This is a genomic window from Oceanobacillus sp. B139/18, from assembly GCF_055524595.1.
Map to the genome: position 1 here is coordinate 26,599 of NZ_JBVFXI010000002.1, position 19,471 is coordinate 46,069.

Annotated in this window: 16 protein-coding genes; 4 read left to right on the forward strand and 12 right to left on the reverse strand. The window is 39.4% G+C overall.

All coding sequences use genetic code 11. From position 1 onward, the window contains the following. Positions 1–45 precede the first annotated feature (45 nt). The 4 genes from ACZSMY_RS07535 to ACZSMY_RS07550 all read right to left on the reverse strand — a co-directional run bounded on the left by ACZSMY_RS07535 (position 46) and on the right by ACZSMY_RS07550 (position 3,212). On the reverse strand, positions 46–342 hold the full coding sequence (locus tag ACZSMY_RS07535) for a hypothetical protein (RefSeq protein ID WP_042533401.1): 297 nt from the start codon (positions 340–342) through the stop codon (positions 46–48). Between the two features lie 13 nt (positions 343–355). Next, the gene (locus ACZSMY_RS07540; protein ID WP_306432744.1) at positions 356–823 is read right to left on the reverse strand and encodes a low molecular weight protein-tyrosine-phosphatase; all 468 of its coding nucleotides are present in this window, start codon (positions 821–823) and stop codon (positions 356–358) included. Between the two features lie 191 nt (positions 824–1,014). After that, positions 1,015–2,010, reverse strand: a complete 996-nt coding sequence (locus ACZSMY_RS07545; RefSeq protein WP_042533397.1) for a glutaminase — start codon at positions 2,008–2,010, stop codon at positions 1,015–1,017. A 497-nt stretch (positions 2,011–2,507) separates the two neighbouring features. Beyond that, complete coding sequence (locus tag ACZSMY_RS07550) at positions 2,508–3,212, reverse strand: CAP domain-containing protein (RefSeq protein ID WP_042533395.1); 705 nt, start codon at positions 3,210–3,212, stop codon at positions 2,508–2,510. Positions 3,213–4,029: 817 nt separating this feature from the next. Here ACZSMY_RS07550 and mreBH point away from each other — a divergent pair. After that, complete coding sequence (gene mreBH / locus ACZSMY_RS07555) at positions 4,030–5,037, forward strand: rod-share determining protein MreBH (protein WP_042533393.1); 1,008 nt, start codon at positions 4,030–4,032, stop codon at positions 5,035–5,037. 353 nt (positions 5,038–5,390) lie between these two features. On the opposite strand, the gene ACZSMY_RS07560 is transcribed toward mreBH, so the two are convergent. From ACZSMY_RS07560 to ACZSMY_RS07575, 4 genes are all read right to left on the reverse strand, one after another. Beyond that, positions 5,391–6,563 carry a saccharopine dehydrogenase family protein gene (locus ACZSMY_RS07560; RefSeq protein WP_465147639.1) on the reverse strand — a complete coding sequence of 391 codons (1,173 nt, stop codon included), beginning with the start codon at positions 6,561–6,563 and terminating at the stop codon, positions 5,391–5,393. Between the two features lie 52 nt (positions 6,564–6,615). After that, the gene (locus tag ACZSMY_RS07565; protein WP_042533389.1) at positions 6,616–8,115 is read right to left on the reverse strand and encodes an aldehyde dehydrogenase family protein; all 1,500 of its coding nucleotides are present in this window, start codon (positions 8,113–8,115) and stop codon (positions 6,616–6,618) included. A gap of 393 nt (positions 8,116–8,508) precedes the next feature. Next, complete coding sequence (locus ACZSMY_RS07570; protein ID WP_042533387.1) at positions 8,509–9,405, reverse strand: shikimate dehydrogenase; 897 nt, start codon at positions 9,403–9,405, stop codon at positions 8,509–8,511. Between the two features lie 31 nt (positions 9,406–9,436). Continuing rightward, positions 9,437–10,633: an MFS transporter gene (locus tag ACZSMY_RS07575; protein ID WP_256706036.1), complete on the reverse strand. Its 1,197-nt coding sequence runs from the start codon at positions 10,631–10,633 to the stop codon at positions 9,437–9,439. A gap of 438 nt (positions 10,634–11,071) precedes the next feature. Between ACZSMY_RS07575 and ACZSMY_RS07580 the strand changes: the two genes are divergently transcribed. Further along, positions 11,072–12,427 (forward strand): sodium-dependent transporter, encoded by a 1,356-nt coding sequence (locus ACZSMY_RS07580; protein ID WP_042533383.1) that lies wholly within the window; start codon positions 11,072–11,074, stop codon positions 12,425–12,427. A gap of 620 nt (positions 12,428–13,047) precedes the next feature. Beyond that, positions 13,048–14,397, forward strand: a complete 1,350-nt coding sequence (locus ACZSMY_RS07585; RefSeq protein ID WP_256706035.1) for a CoA-disulfide reductase — start codon at positions 13,048–13,050, stop codon at positions 14,395–14,397. 35 nt (positions 14,398–14,432) lie between these two features. Here the strand turns inward: ACZSMY_RS07585 and ACZSMY_RS07590 are convergent, their stop codons facing one another. The 4 genes from ACZSMY_RS07590 to ACZSMY_RS07605 form a co-directional block, all read right to left on the reverse strand. Then, positions 14,433–15,101: a hypothetical protein gene (locus ACZSMY_RS07590; RefSeq protein ID WP_042533379.1), complete on the reverse strand. Its 669-nt coding sequence runs from the start codon at positions 15,099–15,101 to the stop codon at positions 14,433–14,435. 312 nt (positions 15,102–15,413) lie between these two features. Beyond that, the gene (locus ACZSMY_RS07595) at positions 15,414–17,300 is read right to left on the reverse strand and encodes an ABC-F family ATP-binding cassette domain-containing protein (protein WP_465147640.1); all 1,887 of its coding nucleotides are present in this window, start codon (positions 17,298–17,300) and stop codon (positions 15,414–15,416) included. A 29-nt stretch (positions 17,301–17,329) separates the two neighbouring features. Continuing rightward, complete coding sequence (locus ACZSMY_RS07600) at positions 17,330–17,515, reverse strand: hypothetical protein (protein WP_042533375.1); 186 nt, start codon at positions 17,513–17,515, stop codon at positions 17,330–17,332. 317 nt (positions 17,516–17,832) lie between these two features. Next, positions 17,833–18,351 carry a TlpA family protein disulfide reductase gene (locus tag ACZSMY_RS07605; protein ID WP_332094483.1) on the reverse strand — a complete coding sequence of 173 codons (519 nt, stop codon included), beginning with the start codon at positions 18,349–18,351 and terminating at the stop codon, positions 17,833–17,835. Between the two features lie 98 nt (positions 18,352–18,449). On the opposite strand from ACZSMY_RS07605, the gene ACZSMY_RS07610 reads away from it, so the two are divergent. Next, a complete protein-coding gene (locus tag ACZSMY_RS07610; RefSeq protein ID WP_332094484.1) occupies positions 18,450–19,436 on the forward strand; it encodes a P1 family peptidase in 987 nt (328 codons plus the stop codon). Positions 19,437–19,471: the final 35 nt, after the last annotated feature.

Sequence of the window (19,471 nt, forward strand, 5' to 3'; positions counted from 1 at the left end):
ATTTTTGAACACGCACTTTAATCCTTCAAATTTGAACATCCTATACTATTCTATTTCTTTATTTGAAAATTTATTCGTTACTTTATCTAATGTTTGTTCTACTTGCTCTAAAGCATTCATTGCATTGGCTGACCCGCTTTCAAAAGCTTCGTTCACCTTGTCCACTGTACTTTGCAGACCTTGAATTGCTTCAGAAGGATTGCTGATATAATAAGATGAAGCAGATTTTACCTCTTTTACTTTTCCGCAGGCATAACTGCGTGCTTCTTTATCCAATAACGCTACTGCACCTCCTGCTACCGCTCCTGCTACAACACCTAAAATAATTTTACGTTTTCCCATTAGTATCTCTCCTTTAATCTAAATGATGCTTTTCTTTTAAAAATTGAAGCAGCCCATGGCAGCCCTCTGAAACTAATCGATATGTCTGATCGAAATCCCCGGTATAATATGGATCAGGGATATCCTCTTCTTCTATGTCTTCCACAAATTCCATTAATTTCACGATAGCTGCCTTTTCCTGATTGTTGGATTCTGTAAGTGAATTATAATTATTCTGATCCATCGCAACCATATAATCAAATCGCTCATAATCATCTGCTGTCAGCAATCTTGATTCCATTCCATCACAGGAAATCCCCTGCTGCTCAAGTATCTCCCTTGTCCCGGAATGCGGTGATTCCCCAAGGTGCCAGTCGCCGGTTCCGCAAGAATCAACCTGAATCTTCTTTTCCAGCTGCTCTCTCTCCACAAAATCTCGAAATATCGCTTCCGCCATCGGGGAACGGCAGATATTCCCTAAACATACAAATAATACACGCACCAATACCTACACACCTCATTACTTATTTCTCTACTGCTTTTAAAAAAGCTCTTCCCATTCTATACCCCAAATATTAAAAAAAGGCTGGGATATTCTACATTAACTCCATTATAAGCAACTTAGTCTGATAAGCAAAGACTAAATTGCAGAAAGTTGTTATTCTGTTTCCATTTTTGTCGAAAAATATTTAGTTAAAACAAACTCAAATCCCAGCTGTTCGCAATATGACGGAGTAATTTAATTCCTGCAACACTATTTCCCTGCTTGTCCAAAGCTGGTCCAAATACACCAATACCACAGCCGCTTAAAAATGGCAACTCATTTTCACGCACTCTTGGAGGGACAACTGCCAGAATCCCGCCTGAAACACCACTCTTTGCAGGAATACCGACATAAGAAGCAAATTTCCCTGAAGCATCATACATCCCGCATGTCAACATTAAAGATTTGGCAATACGTACGATATTCCTGGGAATAATTATTTCTTCTGTTTCAGGGTGAATGCCATCATTCGAAAGAACCAGGCCTATACGGGCTAAATCATCTGTCGTAACATTAATCGAGCATTGCTTAAAATATGTTTCTAAGGTTACTCCTAAATCCGATTCTAAATACCCTTCTTCTAATAAGTAATAACCAATGGCTCGATTTCGCATGGAAGTATCACGTTCCGATACATATACATCAATATCAATTTCCGGACGGCGGCCGATTATTTTTTCCATTAATTGAAATAATGGCTCCAGCTTTTCATCTGATGTGTTCCCGCTTAATAATGATGAGGTAGTAATTGCTCCTGAATTGACCAGAGGATTAAATGGCCTCTGGTGTCCCTTAACTTCTAAGTGCATAATAGAGTTAAACGCTTCCCCTGTCGGTTCCACATCCACTCTTTGCAGGACATAAGCTATTCCTCTGTCCATACATGCCGTAATAAAGCTAAGAACTTTAGAAATACTTTGAATAGAAAACTCATGCTCCACATCACCAGAGCGGATTTCTGTTCCTTTCTTACCAATAATCGTAATGCCTAAAGAATTGGGATCTGCTTCTTCTAATTTTGGTATATAATCAGCAACTTTTCCAGTGTCTGTCTGTTTTTTAAAAAACTCTACCCAGCCATCTACATATTCTTGAATCCATTGCTCCGTTTTTTCTGTATTTAAATTCACATGTCCTTGTACCATTTTGACACCCCTTTACTATAAATTGAAACTATCTTCATTCTAAAACTTCTTATAAAAACTATACCCCGTAAATCATCATTTTAGCCGTCAATCTTTTCCATGATGCATTTATTTTCTTACCTGACAGAGAGTTTGGCCGGAACAATCAACCAAATGATAAAAAAGCACTCCTTTTTTCGGCAGCTAAAAACCACAAAAACTTCTGTCATTACAGCATTTTTGTGGTTTTCACTATTGTAGCATGAAGCATCTTATGTAAGAAAAACCAAGAATACCGCTTGGTCTTTAAAACATCGGTGTTCTTGCCGAAGAGATGTCCGCTACGGGAAGCGAAGTGTATTTCTGGGGTTGCGATTACTCACCCCATGAAACCCGTTGGAGCGGATATATTCAGCATCTTATGTAAAAAACCTCCCGTATGAATGGCTCTTCAATAAAAAGCATTGTCATTCACGCGGAAGGTTTTTCATTTATCTTATTCTATTAAAAGAATCTGTTTATTTTCCAATAAACATTTGAGTCCAATAGTTGCCATCTTCTACATGACCAATTCCAATGTGAGTGAAATCACCATTCATGATGTTTTCACGGTGTCCTTGGCTGTTCATCCATGCATCTACAACTTCTTCTGGAGATTGCTGTCCTTGAGCAATATTTTCACCCGCAGTATTGTAATCAATACCGAAGCTTTGCATCATATCAAATGGAGAACCATAGTTCGGGCTATTATGATCGAAGTAGTTATTTTCTTGCATATCTTGTGATTTCGCGCGAGCGACTTCACTTAACTCAGTGTCTATTTCAAGCGGTGCAAGACCTTCTTTTTCTCTTTCTTGGTTAGTTAAGTCAACTACTTCTTGCTCAAATTGACTTACCTCTCCATCCGCTTGATTATTTTCTTGATTTTGCTGAGCTGCTTCCTGATTTCCAGCCTCTTCCTGATTTGCTTCTTCAGATGACTGATTTTCAGCTGGCGCCTCAGCTTCTGTATTTGGAGCTGCTTCTCCGTTTATCGTATTAAAGCAATCGAAATTGCTCGTATTTAATGTGTCCCAACCTTGCCCGTTCACAGTATAATCGTTCTGTGCGGAATTTTGAGGAAAGGCCCCTGAATTTGCAGATGCTTCTACATCTGAAACGAACGCTCCTCCAAATAATACGGTTGCTGACAATGCAGTAGCAATGCCTACTTTCTTAAACATGCACATACACTCCTTTTTTTGTTGTTTTGTTTTGTGCGAAATCATCATAACACAGGGTTTTCTGTAATATTTGAAATAATCAAGGCAAGGTTTACCAGAGCTCTTTTTCCCACTCTATTTTTTTGCTTCTAAACTTGTAAAACCTTATCAAATCTACTATTCTAAATGAAGTATAATTCTCCTGCTTTGGAAATTACTCAATTGACAGGAAATCATTTCTATAAAATGAATATTGACAAGTTTCTACAGCAGGTCTAATGTTACATCATAAGCACATTTGTAACAGAAATGTTACTTGATTTCATTTTGCTTATGTTTTATTTTAAAAACTAGTTCTTTCTATATAATAAAGGGAGTTCAATACCCCCAAAAAAGCAATCATTTGATAGAATAGTATTTTAAGAAAATGAAATAATTTTGTTATTATTTATCGATAACCAGTAGACCTATAGCAGCAGCCGATTTAAAATACACGCTGCGCTGGTTACGATATTTTGTCGTGATTTGTACATTATTACTATAAAGAATCAAAAAATGTAATCATTTAAATTTAGATATGTATATGTATGAAATGTATAAAAACGGATATGAAACAGACTGATATAAAGAAATGTTTTTTCATTCTTTTTGAGGTTTATTGAATATTCACTTACAGAGGAAATTTAGAAATCCAATAAAAATAAGGCGTTGGAAAAGGAACTTCTTGGTCTTATTTACTGGTCTTTTTGAACACGTACTTATATGGAAAAGTGCCGTAGCTTATCTTTTCTGTCTAGAATCAAAAATAAAAATGGAATTATAATGGAGGATTTTATATATGTTTTCAAGTGCTGAAATTGGTATTGATTTAGGAACTGCAAATATTCTGGTGTATTCAAAATCAAAGGGAGTTGTTTTAAACGAACCTTGTGTAGTAGCAATTGACGTGAATACAAAGCAAGTAATGGCTGTCGGAACAGAAGCAAAGGAAATGGTCGGTAAGACGCCGAAGAATATCATCCCGATCCGCCCTTTAAAGGATGGGGTAATTGCAGATTATGACGTTACTGCTCAATTACTGAAGGAATTACTTAAAAAGGTAAGCAAAACATTAGGGATGTCTATGCGTAAACCGAATGTCATTGTATGTACCCCATCAGGCAGCACAAGCGTAGAAAGAAGAGCGATTCATAATGCGGTATCAAGCTATGGCGCAAAACAAGTTCATTTAATTGAAGAGCCTGTTGCTGCAGCAATCGGTGCGGATTTACCGGTGGATGAGCCTTATGCAAATGTGATCGTGGATATCGGAGGCGGTACTTCAGAGGTTGGTATTATTTCCTTTGGAGGTATTGTATCCTGTAACTCTGTACGTACTGCAGGAGATAAAATGGATGAAGAAATTATTCAGCATATCCGGAAGCAATATAATATTTTAATCGGAGAGCGCACTGCCGAAAATATCAAAATGGAAATTGGGTATGCACATCCAAATCATAAAGAAGAAACAATGGAAATCCGCGGCCGTGATATGGTTACTGGACTTCCAAAAACAATCGAAGTTACTTCTACCGAAATTTATGCGTCCTTAAAAGAATCTTTAGAACAAATTTTAGAAACGATTCGTTCAACATTAGAAGAATGCCCGCCAGAATTGAGTGGTGACATCGTTGATAACGGGATTGTTCTTACAGGCGGCGGTTCTCAACTAAATGGAATGCAGGAGTGGCTTGCAGAAGAGCTTAGCGTTCCTGTTCATATTGCTCCAAATCCGTTAGAATCTGTTGCTATTGGAACTGGACGGGCGTTGAAAATGATTCATAAATTACAAAAAGCAGCAAAATAGAATTTATTTTTCTCTGAGGTGCACCCAGAAATAGAATAAATTGCGATATTTAATTCATTTTTGCTCTATCATAATCATATACGGGGACTTATAACCCCTGTATATGATTAAAATAGCTTTTCCTTTTAAAAATTAGAGTTTTAAAGGGCTTTTTAAAGCTGTCTAAAAGAATGTTAGAAAGAAACGAAGCAACGAGCTCACTTAGTTTCTCTCTCCATCTTTTATATTTAAAGTACAATCGTCTCTTTTGAGTAAAATCAACCAAAGGTTCTTCCTTTTTTTAAAATACCAATAGGGGAGTTCTTTTTCTCGTGCTCTTTAATGAAATCGTTTTCTGTATTAGTTTATCTTTGTCAAGAAACTGTGGAGTGTGTTTCCATCGATATTTTTTCTTTTATTATTACTCCCCTTTTCGCCATTTCGTTAATATAAGCTTTTCCCGGGATGATTTTTTCAGGCGGATACACACCTTTTTTGGTGACAACCCCTCCTGCAATCATCTGTGCAGCAATAGATATGGTGTTTGCTGTCGCCCGTGCCATCGCCGTCACGCCTGTCTCCTGATCTTTATACGTTACCATTTCATAGGTGAATATTGTTTCTACACGCTTATTATAGCCTGTAATCACAGCACGTAATAAAACAGCATCCTCTTTATCCTTTAAATCAACAATGGGGGCAAGCACCTTCAGCAAAACCTTGCGGGGGCTGACTTTTACGCCATCGATAACCACCTCATAATTGTTTCTGGTTAAATTCAAATCGACCAGTAGCTTGAATTTTTCTGCATGCCCGGGATAACGTATTGTTTTATATTCTAATGTCTCTAAATAAGGAAAAGACTTTGTCAGTGTTGACGTTCCGCCTGAGGTGTGAAATGCCTCCAACTCTCCAAAATCAGCAAATTCTATCGGCTCTATTTCAGATAAGGATGGCACGGTGATTAATTTATGATTCCGGATAATCTCTGATGGATCGGTATAATGATCTAATACACCTTCCATAGAAAATACATGATTATATTTTAAAGGAGCTTCCGGCTGGACAGGAATCCCGCCTACAAATAATTGAATGGAAGCTGCTTTTTCTAATTTGCTGGCACCATAACCGGATAATATATTGATCATACCGGGGGCTACACCTAAATCAGGGATAATCGTTACACCGGCAGCCCTCGCCTCTCCTTCCAGCTCCAGCACTTTATCCGTAATATGGTCAATATGACCTCCCAGATCTACGACCGAGGTGCCCACTTTGATGCCTGTTTTCGCAACCGTCTCATTAAAGGTATAAAATAAAGCATTCACTACTACATCAAAACGGCTCATAAAATCAGCGAGCTCCGCTTCATTTTTTGCATTTACCTGATAGGCCGTCATCAGAGGCGATTGAAGCTGATAACAAATATCCTGAGCCCGCCCTAAATCGATATCTGCAAGACCAATTTCTTTGATGCCCTCACTATTTGCCAAATCTCTTGCAACCTCTTTTCCCATGAGGCCGGTTCCTAACACTCCTATTTTCATGCTAATTCCTCCTTTTCGCTTCCTGCTTTTCAAGGCAACCTATCATGATAGTCTATGCATCTGTATCAATTTGGGCACGCTGCAGCTTCCCGCTATAATCGACATAGACTGCCTTCCATTCTGTAAAAACATCAAGCGCCTGCACACCGGAATCACGATGGCCATTCCCCGTGCCCTTTGTTCCTCCAAAAGGTAAATGGATTTCCGCTCCTGTTGTTCCGGCATTGACGTAAACAATCCCCGTATCTAAATCACGCTGCGCTTGAAAAACTCGATTGACATCCTTGGTGAATATAGAACTGGATAAGCCATACTTCACCTTATTATTTGCAGCAATGGCTTCTTCAAAATTATTTACTTCAATGAGTGAAACAACCGGCCCAAAAATTTCTTCCTGTGCAATTCGCATATCTATCGAAACGTCAGTAAATAGCGTCGGTTCAAAGTAAAAGCCTTTCTCATAATTTTCTACAGTAAGCTGTTTGCCGCCAGCAGCTAATTTTGCTCCTTCTTCTTTCCCAATTTCTATATATTTTAAGATTTTATCTAAGCCGGTCTGATTAATGATTGGACCAATCTTATTATTGGAATCAAGTCCATCTCCTATCGTCAGGTTTTTCATCGCTTTTAATAAACGTTCTTCCAGTGTTTTTCGAACAGCCTTATGGACAATAACGCGGCTGCAGGCGGTACAGCGCTGGCCGCTTGTTCCAAAGGCGCTCCAGAGAATCCCTTCTACGGCTAAATCAATATCTGCATCTTCCATTACAATCACAGCATTCTTCCCGCCCATTTCAAGGGAAACCTTTTTCAATTGTTTCCCGCATTCCGTTGCTACCTTTCTGCCTGTTTCATTGGAGCCGGTGAATGAAATAACACGGATTGCATCATGCTCAATCATTGCCTGCCCGACGATAGCACCAGAACCATAGACAACTTGAAGAATTCCTTTTGGCAGTCCTGCTTCCTCAAAAATCCTTGCTAATTCATTTGCCATAAGCGGGGTTTCCGAGGAAGGCTTCCAGATAACTGCATTCCCGGAAACAATTGCTGGAAACGATTTCCATGTCGCAATTGCAATCGGGAAATTCCATGGCGTGATAATCCCGACCACCCCGACTGGGCATCTCTCGCTCATCGCAAATTTATCCTTTAATTCAGAAGGGGTAGTCTGCCCAAATAAACGCCTTCCCTCTCCTGCCATATAAAAAGCCATATCGATTCCTTCTTGAACCTCTCCCCGTGCTTCTTCAATGACTTTCCCGTTTTCCAATGTTAATAGCTGAGATAACCTTTCCTTCCGTTCCTTCATCATTGTTCCTGCTTTATACAATAGTTCTGCACGCTGCGGCGCAGGTACCAGTGCCCACTCCCTTTGTGCAATACGTGCTGATTCTGCTGCCTGTGTAATTGCTTCTGCACCGGAATTAGGAACTTCTGCAATTACTTCTCCATTTGCCGGATTATAGACCTTTTCCTTATTTGTTACCTCTGTCCATTCACCGTTAATAAAGTTTTTTAAATTTCTCTCTTCTTTTGTAAGCGTTATCATTTTGATTTCCTCCCTTTTAAAAAATGATTCAATCACATTTCTCAGGTAAGTTCATTCATCAAATTGATTTGAGATGATTATAAAATTCATATAGCTTGAAATACGCTGACCGTTTCCCGGACTCTTTGAAAGATTCAAAAAGATTAATTTGGTCTTGCGTTCTTCTTTCTCACAAAATAATTTACTCTTTCTAATTTTAGTATAATGGAACTGCCAATATGTTTACAACTAATTTCAAATAATTTTCAGAAATTGACATATATACTTACATTGACTTATGTTTGACGGATAATAGACAGTCTTCATCTTCATCGTTAAAAAAATTAGCTGGATAAAGTCCGGTTAAAACCAAACTGCATCCAGCCAATCAAACGCTTTTTTAGGTTGCTTCAATTAAAACATGATTTTTTTTATTTTTTCACGAGGCATTTCCTCACCAGTGAATTTTTCGAATGCAAGCGCCCCCTGCCAAAGCATCATGCCAAGGCCATTAATCGCTGTACTGCCACCTTCTGCTGCTTGCTGGAGCAGCTTTGAGCGCTGCGGGTTGTACACTACATCGGTAACAACAAGATCATCACGAAGCACGTCTAACGTATCGTCGATAATGCTCAGATCATCAAGCGGCTTCATACCAAGGCTTGTAGCATTAGCAAGAACGAGGCTTTCAGCAACTTCGCGGCGAAATGCTTCTTTATCCTCAAGCGGTAAAATATTTGCTTTTACTTGGTATTCTTGCATTTCTTCATTGATGTATTTCACGTTTTTTTCTGCATTGCTGAAAAATTTATCATCACGGGCGAAAACACTAATTTCCCGGATACCTGATTGAACAAGCTGCGTGGCAATTGGTGTAGCAACCCCGCCAGAACCAACTAATGTGACTTTTTGTCCTTTAAGTTCGACGCCGTGTTCAAGCAAATTAGACACATAACCAAGCCCGTCTGTGTTATATCCTTTTAGCTTGCCGTTTTCGTTCACAACAGTATTGACAGCACCGGCATGCTTCGCACCTTCATCAAGTTCGTCCAAGTATTGAATCACTTCCATTTTGTTTGGCATCGATATGTTAAACCCAATAGCTCCTATAGCTTTCATACCTTCTACAGCCTTCTCTAATTCATCGTTGCCTACTTCAAATGCAAGGTATGCATAATTTAAATCTTTCAGCGTATAGCCTAAGTTGTGCATACGCGGAGATAAGCTGTGCCCAATCGGTGTAGCGAGAAGCCCAACCAATTTCGTGTAACCATCTATTTTTTCTAAGTTTTTTTCAAAATCTGCTGCCATCCTATCCATCTCCTCTATTTTATTCTTACCCTTAAGAAAAAATCTTTTTTCTTCGGGAAGCGATATAAAGTGCTAACAGAATACCCAGTACTGCAATCACCATATCAAACACAAGGGTCATGCTGATTCCAATATAACCAACAAGTGACCCGGTAATGATTGGAACCAAAATAAAAGCGGCACTTGATGCAATATTTACATAAGCTGTTGTTGTTCCTTTGTTTTTCCGGAAAAAATCAGTCATGATACTTAACGCCAGCTGGAAAAGTCCTGAGGTAAATAATCCTAATAAGAAGGTGCTGACCAGAACAACCGGGTAGGACTCAACAAAGAACAGTAAAAGCATTGCAATAAAAGCTATAATTGGATAAACGATTAAAACAGTAATCGGCTTAATAAATCGATCCAGAACTACAGCAAGCAATATTACTGAAACCAGAGCACCAACGCTGAAATAGCTGAGCAGCTGAACCGAATCATGTTCACTTAAGCCGATAAACTGTTCGCCAAGTTCAGGTAACCATGTTTGCCAAACAACAAATAATGCCGTTGAAGTAAAACCAATTAAGATAATAGCAAGGCCTTCTCGCATCATGGATGGCTTGGCTTTTAATGCTTTCTTATCCTGTTCTTTATCTGATTCCTCATCTTCTGAAGCATCGCCATTTTCTACGTCAGGGAAAGGCATAAAGAACAAGTAAACGCCGCTAATGACATAAAGAATACCGAGGATAAAGAATGACCATCCCCAAAATATGCCATTTGCTGCTAAAAAGGAAATCAAGAATGGTAAAACGGTTGCTCCAATAGAGACAAAAGCTTTAACTAAAACAGTTGCTGTGCTCGATTTTTTCGGAAATGATTCAATCAGCGCCGGGTATGTCCCAGAATCCAATAACGAGTTAGCAATCCCAGCAGTAATCGCGAATGCAAATGCTAAATAATAGCTTGATGTCAGCGGCATACCGAGCAAAAACAGTAAATACAAAAAACTCGCCGCAATAATAATTGGCTTACGGCCGATTTTGTCAGAAAGCCTGCCCACAAAAAATAAAGCCGCTAATTTCCCAATACCGATAGCTGAAACGAGAAAACTGACCTGAGAGGGAGTCACATCATACAGTCGAGATAAATTACCCATATTAGAAGCAATAATAATATTAATCATGCCGAGCATGAAAAAGTTTAAATAGAGGCCAATTGAGGTCTTTATATAAGGATTGTTCAACTTCTGTCCTCTCCTTTTGTTGTTACTAATTGATATACTTAGAATTAGTATGAGCGGCTTAGAAAAATCTATTCTCCTTCATTAATGGGCTTTTCTTGCTTTATATTGGAAAGACTAAGAAAACCAAAAATATCACTTAGTTTTTTAAACATCCGTATTCTTGCTAAGAAGATGTCCACTGCGGGAAGCGAAGTGTATTTCCGCGGCCTAAGATTACTCACTCCAAAAAACCTGTTGGAGCGGTTATATCCAGCTATTTCTATAACCATTCTTATTCTTTAGGAAAGGTTGTCCTTTATTAAAAGGCTCTAAAGGATATCCCAGTACTCAAAGGAATCGATAAAGTTATGTTTATGCCAGAATAAAACTCCCCACTGAAGGAAGCTCCGTTTTATGATATACTGGACATTGATTTTATAGAGGAAGGATTTTACGAATATGGAAAAACAGACAGAACAATGGTCAACAAGACTTGGATTTATTTTATCCTCTGCCGGTGCCGCAGTCGGTTTGGGTGCTATCTGGAAATTCCCTTACATGACCGGGATGAACGGCGGGGGAGCATTTTTCTTTATATTTATATTATTTACTGTTCTGATTGGCCTTCCGCTGCTTATTGCCGAATTTGTTATTGGCCGCGGCGCCCAGAAGGAAGCTGTCAGCGCTTATCAAAAACTAACCCTCAAACGGAGTATCTTTTCATTTATTGGGCATTGGGGCGTTGCCGGGGCTTTTATTTTAATGTCCTTTTACAGTGTTGTCGGGGGCTGGGTACTGATTTACAGTCTGATGTCTATCCCAGGTATGGTTATCTCAGATAACGGTGATTATGCTGCTTTATTTGATACTATTACCGGAAACCCGCTGCTTACGATTGCAGGACTTGCATTCTTCGTATTTTTAAATTCCTTTGTTATCTCTAATGGGATTCAGAATGGTATTGAAAAATATAGTAAAATACTGATGCCTTTATTATTTCTTTTTTTCATTATTATCGTGATTCGTGCATTAACCTTTGAAGGTGCCATGGAAGGCGTACGTTTCTTCCTGCAGCCTGATTTTTCCCAGTTAAATGGTGAAAATATTTTATATGCATTGGGACAGGCCTTCTTTTCACTGGCAATCGGAATCTCTGTAATGGTAACCTACAGCTCGTATCTGGCTAAAAATGTCAGCTTAACAAAATCAGCAGCTTCTGTTTCTGTTATGAACATTCTGGTATCCTTACTTGCCGGATTAGCGATCTTTCCAATTGTATTCTCATTTGGTCTTGAACCGACGGAAGGACCTGGATTATTATTTATCGTTCTTCCGGAAGCATTCTCGCAAATGCCTTTTGGTGAATTATTCTTGAGCTTGTTCTTGTTCTTATTCTTATTTGCGATTTTAACTTCTTCGTTTAGTATGCTGGAGATTATTACCTCTTCAGTGAATGAAAGAGTAAAAGCTTCCCGGAAACAAATTGCCTGGGTTGCCGGAGTGGCCGTATTTATCTTTGGGATACCAGCCGCTTTATCATCCAATGCCCTTGCTGATTTTCACATTTTCGGAAAAACAGCATTCGACGCAAGTGATTTCTTAGTCAGCAACATTATGCTTCCTGTCGGCTGTTTATTTATCGCCTTATTTGTAGGATTTAAAATGAATCGTGCATTAGTCGAGCAAGAATTTCATGCAGGAAATCCTTTTGGCAACGGAATGTTCCAAGTATGGTACCAGATATTACGTTGGGTTGCCCCAATTACAATCGTGATTGTTTTCCTTTATTCACTTGGAATATTCGAGCTGTTTTAATAAAGCGAATAAAATCTCTCTGCTTTTGCAGGGAGATTTTTTTAAAGAATAAGAAAGCATATAAAAAAATGCTGAATACAGCCGCTCCAGAATTTGTGTTATTTCTTTATAAAAAAGTAAATAAAACATAGTTATTCTTAGATGAGAGCGGATGTTGTCGACTCCTGCGGGAAAAGCAACAGGTGAAGACCCCGCAAAAAAAAGTGAACTTCTTTTTTTCTACCCGCGGGGCATAAGTGCGACTTTGCTTCTGTCTGCGCCTGTCGGCTTGCCAATCAGCAAGTCTTCTGTAAAGGAGATGAGCTCGGGGCCCATGGAATGCGTAGTGTCTTTCTGGGGCCTAAGATTACTCACCCAACCATAACCCGTCGCAGCGGTCGCATTAACCTGACAACATTGAAGATTACTCGCCCCATCGAAAACTGTCGGAGCGGACATCTCCTTGGCAAGAACACCGATGTTTTAAGACATCTCCTTGGCAAGAACACCGATGTTTTAAGTGGTGTTCTTGTTTTTTTATTGCATAAACACTTTTTAAATCGGACAATAACGGGAACTATATAGTAATGAACTAATACTATGCTATTTTAAGAAGCCATTTGGAAAGGAGCCATTTGAGTATGGTAAATAAAATTGTTATTGTCGGCGGTGTCGGCGGCGGTGCTACGGTCGCAGCACAAATACGGAGAAACGACCCCAATTCTGAAATTCATATTCTTGAACGATCTGGTTATGTATCCTTTGCTAACTGCGGAATGCCCTATTTTATTGGAGGAGAAATTACGGACCGGGATCGGGTGATTTATTCTGAAAATGATTTTGCAGAGAAATATCAGCTTTCTATTGAAACCTATGCAGAGGTTACACATATTGAAAGAGAAAAGAAAACCATTTTCTTTGAAAAAAATAATAAACCCTATGAGATGGACTATGATACATTGATTCTTTCTCCCGGAGCACGGGCTGTTATGCCGGATTTAGATGGTATGGAATCCAATACGTTCACATTGCGGATCATCGAGGATATGGACCGGATAGAAGCATTTATTTCAGATAAAAAACCAAAAACAGCAGCCATTATCGGCGGCGGATTTGTCGGCTTGGAAATGCTTGAGAATCTGCATAGAAGAGGACTCCAATGCTCGCTTGTCGACCATTCCGAGCATGTCATGTCAAGGTTAGATGCTGATATGGCAAGCCATGTCGATGAACATATAACAGAGAACGGGGTAGATCTTTATCTGAATGATAAATTGGAAAGTTACTCCAATCACGGCACTACCCTGCATCTTCAAAGCGGAAAAAGCCTTCAGGCAGATATGACATTAATGGCTGTCGGTATTACACCAAATATTGAGCTGGCAAAAGATGCTGGCTTGGAATTAGGAGAAACCGGGGCAATTAAAGTGAATGATGTCATGCAGACCAGCGACCCTGCTATTTATGCGCTGGGAGATGCTGTCGAGGAAGTTGATTTTATTACAAAAAAGCCAGCACATGTAGCATTGGCATGGCCGGCGCATCGTCAGGCTTTTGTTATTGCATCCCATTTAAACGGCGAAAAGATTCAGCGTGACGGGATTTTAGGTTCATCTATTTTCCGTGTTTTTGATTTAACGGTTGCTATCACCGGGCAAAATGAAGATGCGTTGGATAAATTAGATATCCCTTTTGAAGCAGTTCTGTCCAAAGGTTATTCTCATGCCGGCTACTATCCCGGTTCGGAAAAGCTCTGGATGAAGATTGTATTTGACCCGAAATCCGGACAATTATTAGGAGGCAGTGTTATCGGGCCAAAGGGAGCGGATAAGCGCATGGCCGTATTAGCCACAGCAATTAAAGGAAAACTCACTGTAGATGATTTAACCGACCTGGAGCTTGGCTACAACCCGATTTATTCAGGCTCTAAGGATGCTATTAATATTTTAGGATATAAAGCAAGGGAACAATGGAAAAAAGCAAATAAATGACACAAGCCGGCTGATAACATCCAGCCGGCTTGTTTTTAATGATCTTCAAATTGATAAACTAATTCATATCTTGTTTCATCTAATAATTCTGCAACATGCACACGGACGCCGTGACCAAATACAATCTCATCATCCGTCATCGCTACAATCATCGCCCGGGTATTATTATGGATATCCAAATAAATATCCCCGACAGCAGGCTGTAATGCATCATCATTCTCTGCTAAATAAGAAATCGATTCATCCTGCAGCTGTTTTTCTTCCGGAACAAGGGATTTATCGAAATAAGCAATTTCTTGGCTTGCCTCGGCTTTCCCTGGAACCATCACAACATATTCACTATGTTTAACACCATTATCGCGTGTTGTAATTACATTTCCGTCTTCTACCCGCTCTACCTTCTCGATTTCATTTAATGAATAATGATCTAAAAAGTCCGGAGTAGGCTTCACAATCAAAATATAATCACCAGCTTTTGGTTTTGCATATTGATCAATCGTATATCTTTTACCATAAAAAATAAATGTATCATTATGTTTAGGACGGTAAAAATTAATATCTTTTGCGGTTGTTAATACTTGTTTCATATCCTTTAACCGATACATGTGAACAGATTTTTTGAACATTGGTTTGACAGAATATACCTTATGCAATTCATTTTCATAAAATACAAACTGACCTTTTCTTACTTGAAAAAGCTTCATTTAATGACCTCCTTGATTAATCAATTCCAAAATAAGGTACGCTCTTCTTCTCTATATTCCCTTATACTCGTAAAAATGAAACATGTAAAAACTTTTCTTTTCAATTTGAGAAGTGATAGATTGTTTTAATTGAGGATCAGGGACTAATATTGCTATGCGCAATAAAAGAAGCTTTAGCTAGTTACAGGTGCGTTCAGCGCCTTCACACTAGACTTTTTTAACCTATCTGGTGATTTTCCAACGTAAGTATAACACGCGAAACAACCGAATGCTACCCAGTTTTTGTATAACTTCAAAATTAATTTCACCAAATCATTTTCCTGATTCAAAGCTTTCTTTCAATAATGATAATTCTTCCCAGCGTTGCATCTTTTCTTCTAATTTATCTTCTACCTCTTGCTGTTCTGTAAATAAAGGCTGTACCTTGCCAATATCACTTCCAGCTTCCGCAATTTCCTGTTCAATTTCGGTCAATCGTGATTCGAGCTGAGTAATTTCATCCTCTATTGTTTCCCACTCACGCTGTTCCATGTAAGATAATTTCTTTTTCGTTTTTACAGATACAGCCGCTTTTGATTCTTTCGGAACTGAAGCCTTTGTCTGCTTTTGAATCGCGTTGGTTTCCAGGAATTCGCTGTAGTTTCCATAATAAACAGAAACCTCCCCTTCCCCTTTGAATACAAAAAGCTTGTCTACAATACGGTCCAGGAAATAACGATCATGCGAAACGGTAACTACGACTCCTGGAAACGACTCCAGATATTCTTCTAAAACAGCCAGCGTTTGCGTATCTAGATCATTTGTCGGTTCATCTAAAAACAAAACATTTGGTTCATGCATCAATACTTTGAGTAAATAAAGGCGCCGTTTCTCACCGCCTGATAACGTGCGTATATAAGACCATTGCTGTTCTCTTGGAAATAGAAATTGCTCCAGCAGCTGCTCTGCGGTAATTACCTGACCATCTGCAGTATGCATGACTTCGGCTACTTCTTTAATATACTCGATAATACGCAAATCTCCATCCAAATCTTCGTCATCCTGGGTATAATAACCGATTCGCACTGTCTCGCCGATCTTTACCTCTCCCTTATCAGGCGAAATACGCTCTGCCATCATATTGAGCAAGGTTGTTTTACCTGTACCATTAGGACCTATAATACCAATTCTGTCCCCAGGAATAATCTGATAGGAGAAATCATGAATCAGTGTCTGCCGGCCAAAATCCTTTGAGATTTCCGTCAGGTCAATAACGTCATTTCCAAGCCGCTTCGAGCCCGCTTGAATAGCAAGATTTTCTTTTTTCGTATCAAATTTCTTTTCCTTCATTTCCTCTGCCCGTTCGACCCGGGCACGCTGCTTCGTCGACCTCGCCTTAGCCCCTCGTTTCAGCCAGGCAAGTTCTCGCTTTAATGTATTGCGATGCTTTTGCTCATCACTTATTTCCTGCGCTTCTCGTTCTGCTTTTTTCTCTAAAAACAGTTCATAATTCCCTTCATAAACATAGAGATTTCCTTTATCCAGTTCAAAAATACGATTAGTTACCCGGTTCAGAAAGTAACGGTCATGCGTCACTAATAAAATCGAGCCGCGATAGCTCTGTAAATATTTCTCCAGCCATTCGACCGTTTCGTGATCAAGATGGTTGGTAGGCTCATCTAAAATAAGCAGATCAGCAGGCTGAATCAGCGCTTTAGCAATAGCAACCCTTTTCCGTTGTCCGCCAGATAACTCATGAACCTTCTTGTCAAAAGCTGTAATCCCAAGCTTCGTTAAAATTGTTTTTGCATTAGCATTAGCCTCCCATGCCTCTGCCTGATCCATTTTTTGCTGCAGCTGTAACAGCTTCCCCTGAAACGACTCGTTCTCCGGTTCCTTCTCCAAATTTAACAGGGCTTGTTCATAAGCACGCATCAGTCTCATTTGCTCTGATTCTCCATAGTAAATCTGCTCAATCACCGTTAATTCCTCATAAAGATCCATTTCCTGTGCAATATATTCAATCTGATAATCCTTTGCGTGTTTTATTTCACCTTGATCCGGATCATCTATTCCTGCAATGACTTTTAAAAAGCTTGACTTCCCTGTTCCATTCACGCCAATCAAACCGATTCGCTCCAATTCACCGATGGCCGCATGGATATTTGTAAACAGATTTTTATCTCCATAAGACTTGCTGATATTTTCAATACGTAACATCACGCATCACTTCCTTCATAAAAATATGATTATGATTTATCAGACTCTTTCTTTTCCTTAATCCACGTCTTAATCATTAGAACGATAAGTAATAATAACCATGAAGTAACCAAGTAGAAAATAAGCTGACTGGCTTGACTCATCTCTTGAAAAAATGTAAGCAGGCCAACCCACACAATGAGAATAATCACAAATTGTCCAAGCAGTAATTTCATTTCTAACGCCTCCTTAAAGTTTAGGTTATCTATGTATTCTTGATTTTACTATCTATAAAAAAAACGCCTAACGTATATTTTATCGCATACGCAGGCATTTTTCTATCTATATTCATTATCTTTTCGTAAAGGAGACGTTCATTTATTCATGTTTAATTAAAAATCCTGTTCCTTATCGATGTTCAAACGCAGCCTCTATTATAATGCCATAAAACGAAACTTCACTCCGTGGGAGTTTTACGGACAGTCCTCCGTGATAAAACAAGTATTTCCGCTTATAGATAAAGATTTCATGCTTGTTTTTAAATCTTTACGAATTATTCTTTCTTCATCTGCTCAAACTGCTTCATCATCTGCTCATAACTTAAAGCGCCAATCGATTTAAATTGAATGATTCCTTCTGCATCAACCATATACGTCACGGGAATCGGCTGAATTCGATACAAATTACTGACTTCACCTTCTTTATCTAATAAAACAGGAAAGGTCAGTTCAAGTTCTTGGATAAATTGCCCCACTTTCTCCGTACTCATTTCTTCATCCGTTAAGTTTACGGAAAGAATGATTGGATCATGCCCCTGATAAAACCGCTCCATATCCGGCATTTCCTGCTTGCAAGGCGGACACCAGGTTGCCCAGAAATTAATCATGACCCGCTCGCCTTGAAAGTCAGACAATTGCAGGGTTTCCCCGTCTAGTGTTTCCAGCGTGAAATCCGGCGCTTTATCCCCAATCTCTGTTCCCTCCTGCACTCCCTCTGCATATGCAGGGTGTATTGTTAGTAAAAAAAGAAGCAAACTAATCATTAACATGTTAATTTTTTTATTTCTCCTCATTTAATCACCTCTGTCTTAATTTCTCCGATACCGTCTATGCCATACAAACGTTATCCCGTTTGTTATAATTTACTTAAAAATGAAAGGTTTTGAAGTGTATGACATTACCAAAAGGAACAAAAAACTGTATTACAGATGTCCCCGACGTGCAAGTAGGTCACGTGACGCTGTATGAGCACCTGAATGAAACAGATACGATTTGCACGGGAGTTACAGCTATATTGCCTCATACCGGAAATATATTCAGAAAAAAAGTTATCGCTGGAAATGCTGTTATTAATGGATTTGGGAAAACAACAGGGTTAATGCAGATAGACGAGCTTGGTGTTTTAGAAGCCCCTATTATGCTGACAAATACCCTAAGTGTCGGAGCAGTGATGCAGGGAACCTTAGCTTATATGCTGGAGGAGACAGAAGAAATCGGTGATACAGCAGGCACAATCAATTTAGTTGTGGGGGAATGCAATGACGGGTACTTGAACAGCATCCGCTTACAAGCTGTCAAACCGGAGCATGCTGGAAATGCTATTCAAAACGCAACATCCGAAAGCAGTCTGGAAGGAGCAGTGGGTGCCGGAACCGGCATGCAGTGTTTAGGATATAAAGGAGGCATTGGCACTTCTTCCAGAATCATCTCTGCTGAAAACAAAAAATATACGCTTGGCACACTAGTTGTAAGTAATTTTGGCAGACGTGAACAGGCTTTATTTCCTGTGAATTCTACAGAAAATCCGGATACACCTGACGGATCGATTATGATGATTCTTGCTACAGACGCTCCATTTTCCGACCGCCAGCTTAAACGGCTTGCCAAGCGTTGTGCAGTTGGGCTGGGGAGAACAGGGAGCACGATAGATAATGGAAGCGGAGATATCGCTATCGCCTTTTCCACAGCCGCAAAAATTGAGCATCATGCCAATCAGATAATTGAGCCTATGACAATGATTCGAGACGATCATCCAATCATGAACCAATTTTTCCAGGGTGTTGCAGAAGTGATTGAAGAAGCCATTTACCGTTCCTTACAGCAGGCAGAAACAACTGTGGGACGCGGAGGGAGAACATTGGAAAGGGCACCGATTTAAGAATTCTTTTTATTGGGCTGTATTTCTTCTTCCTA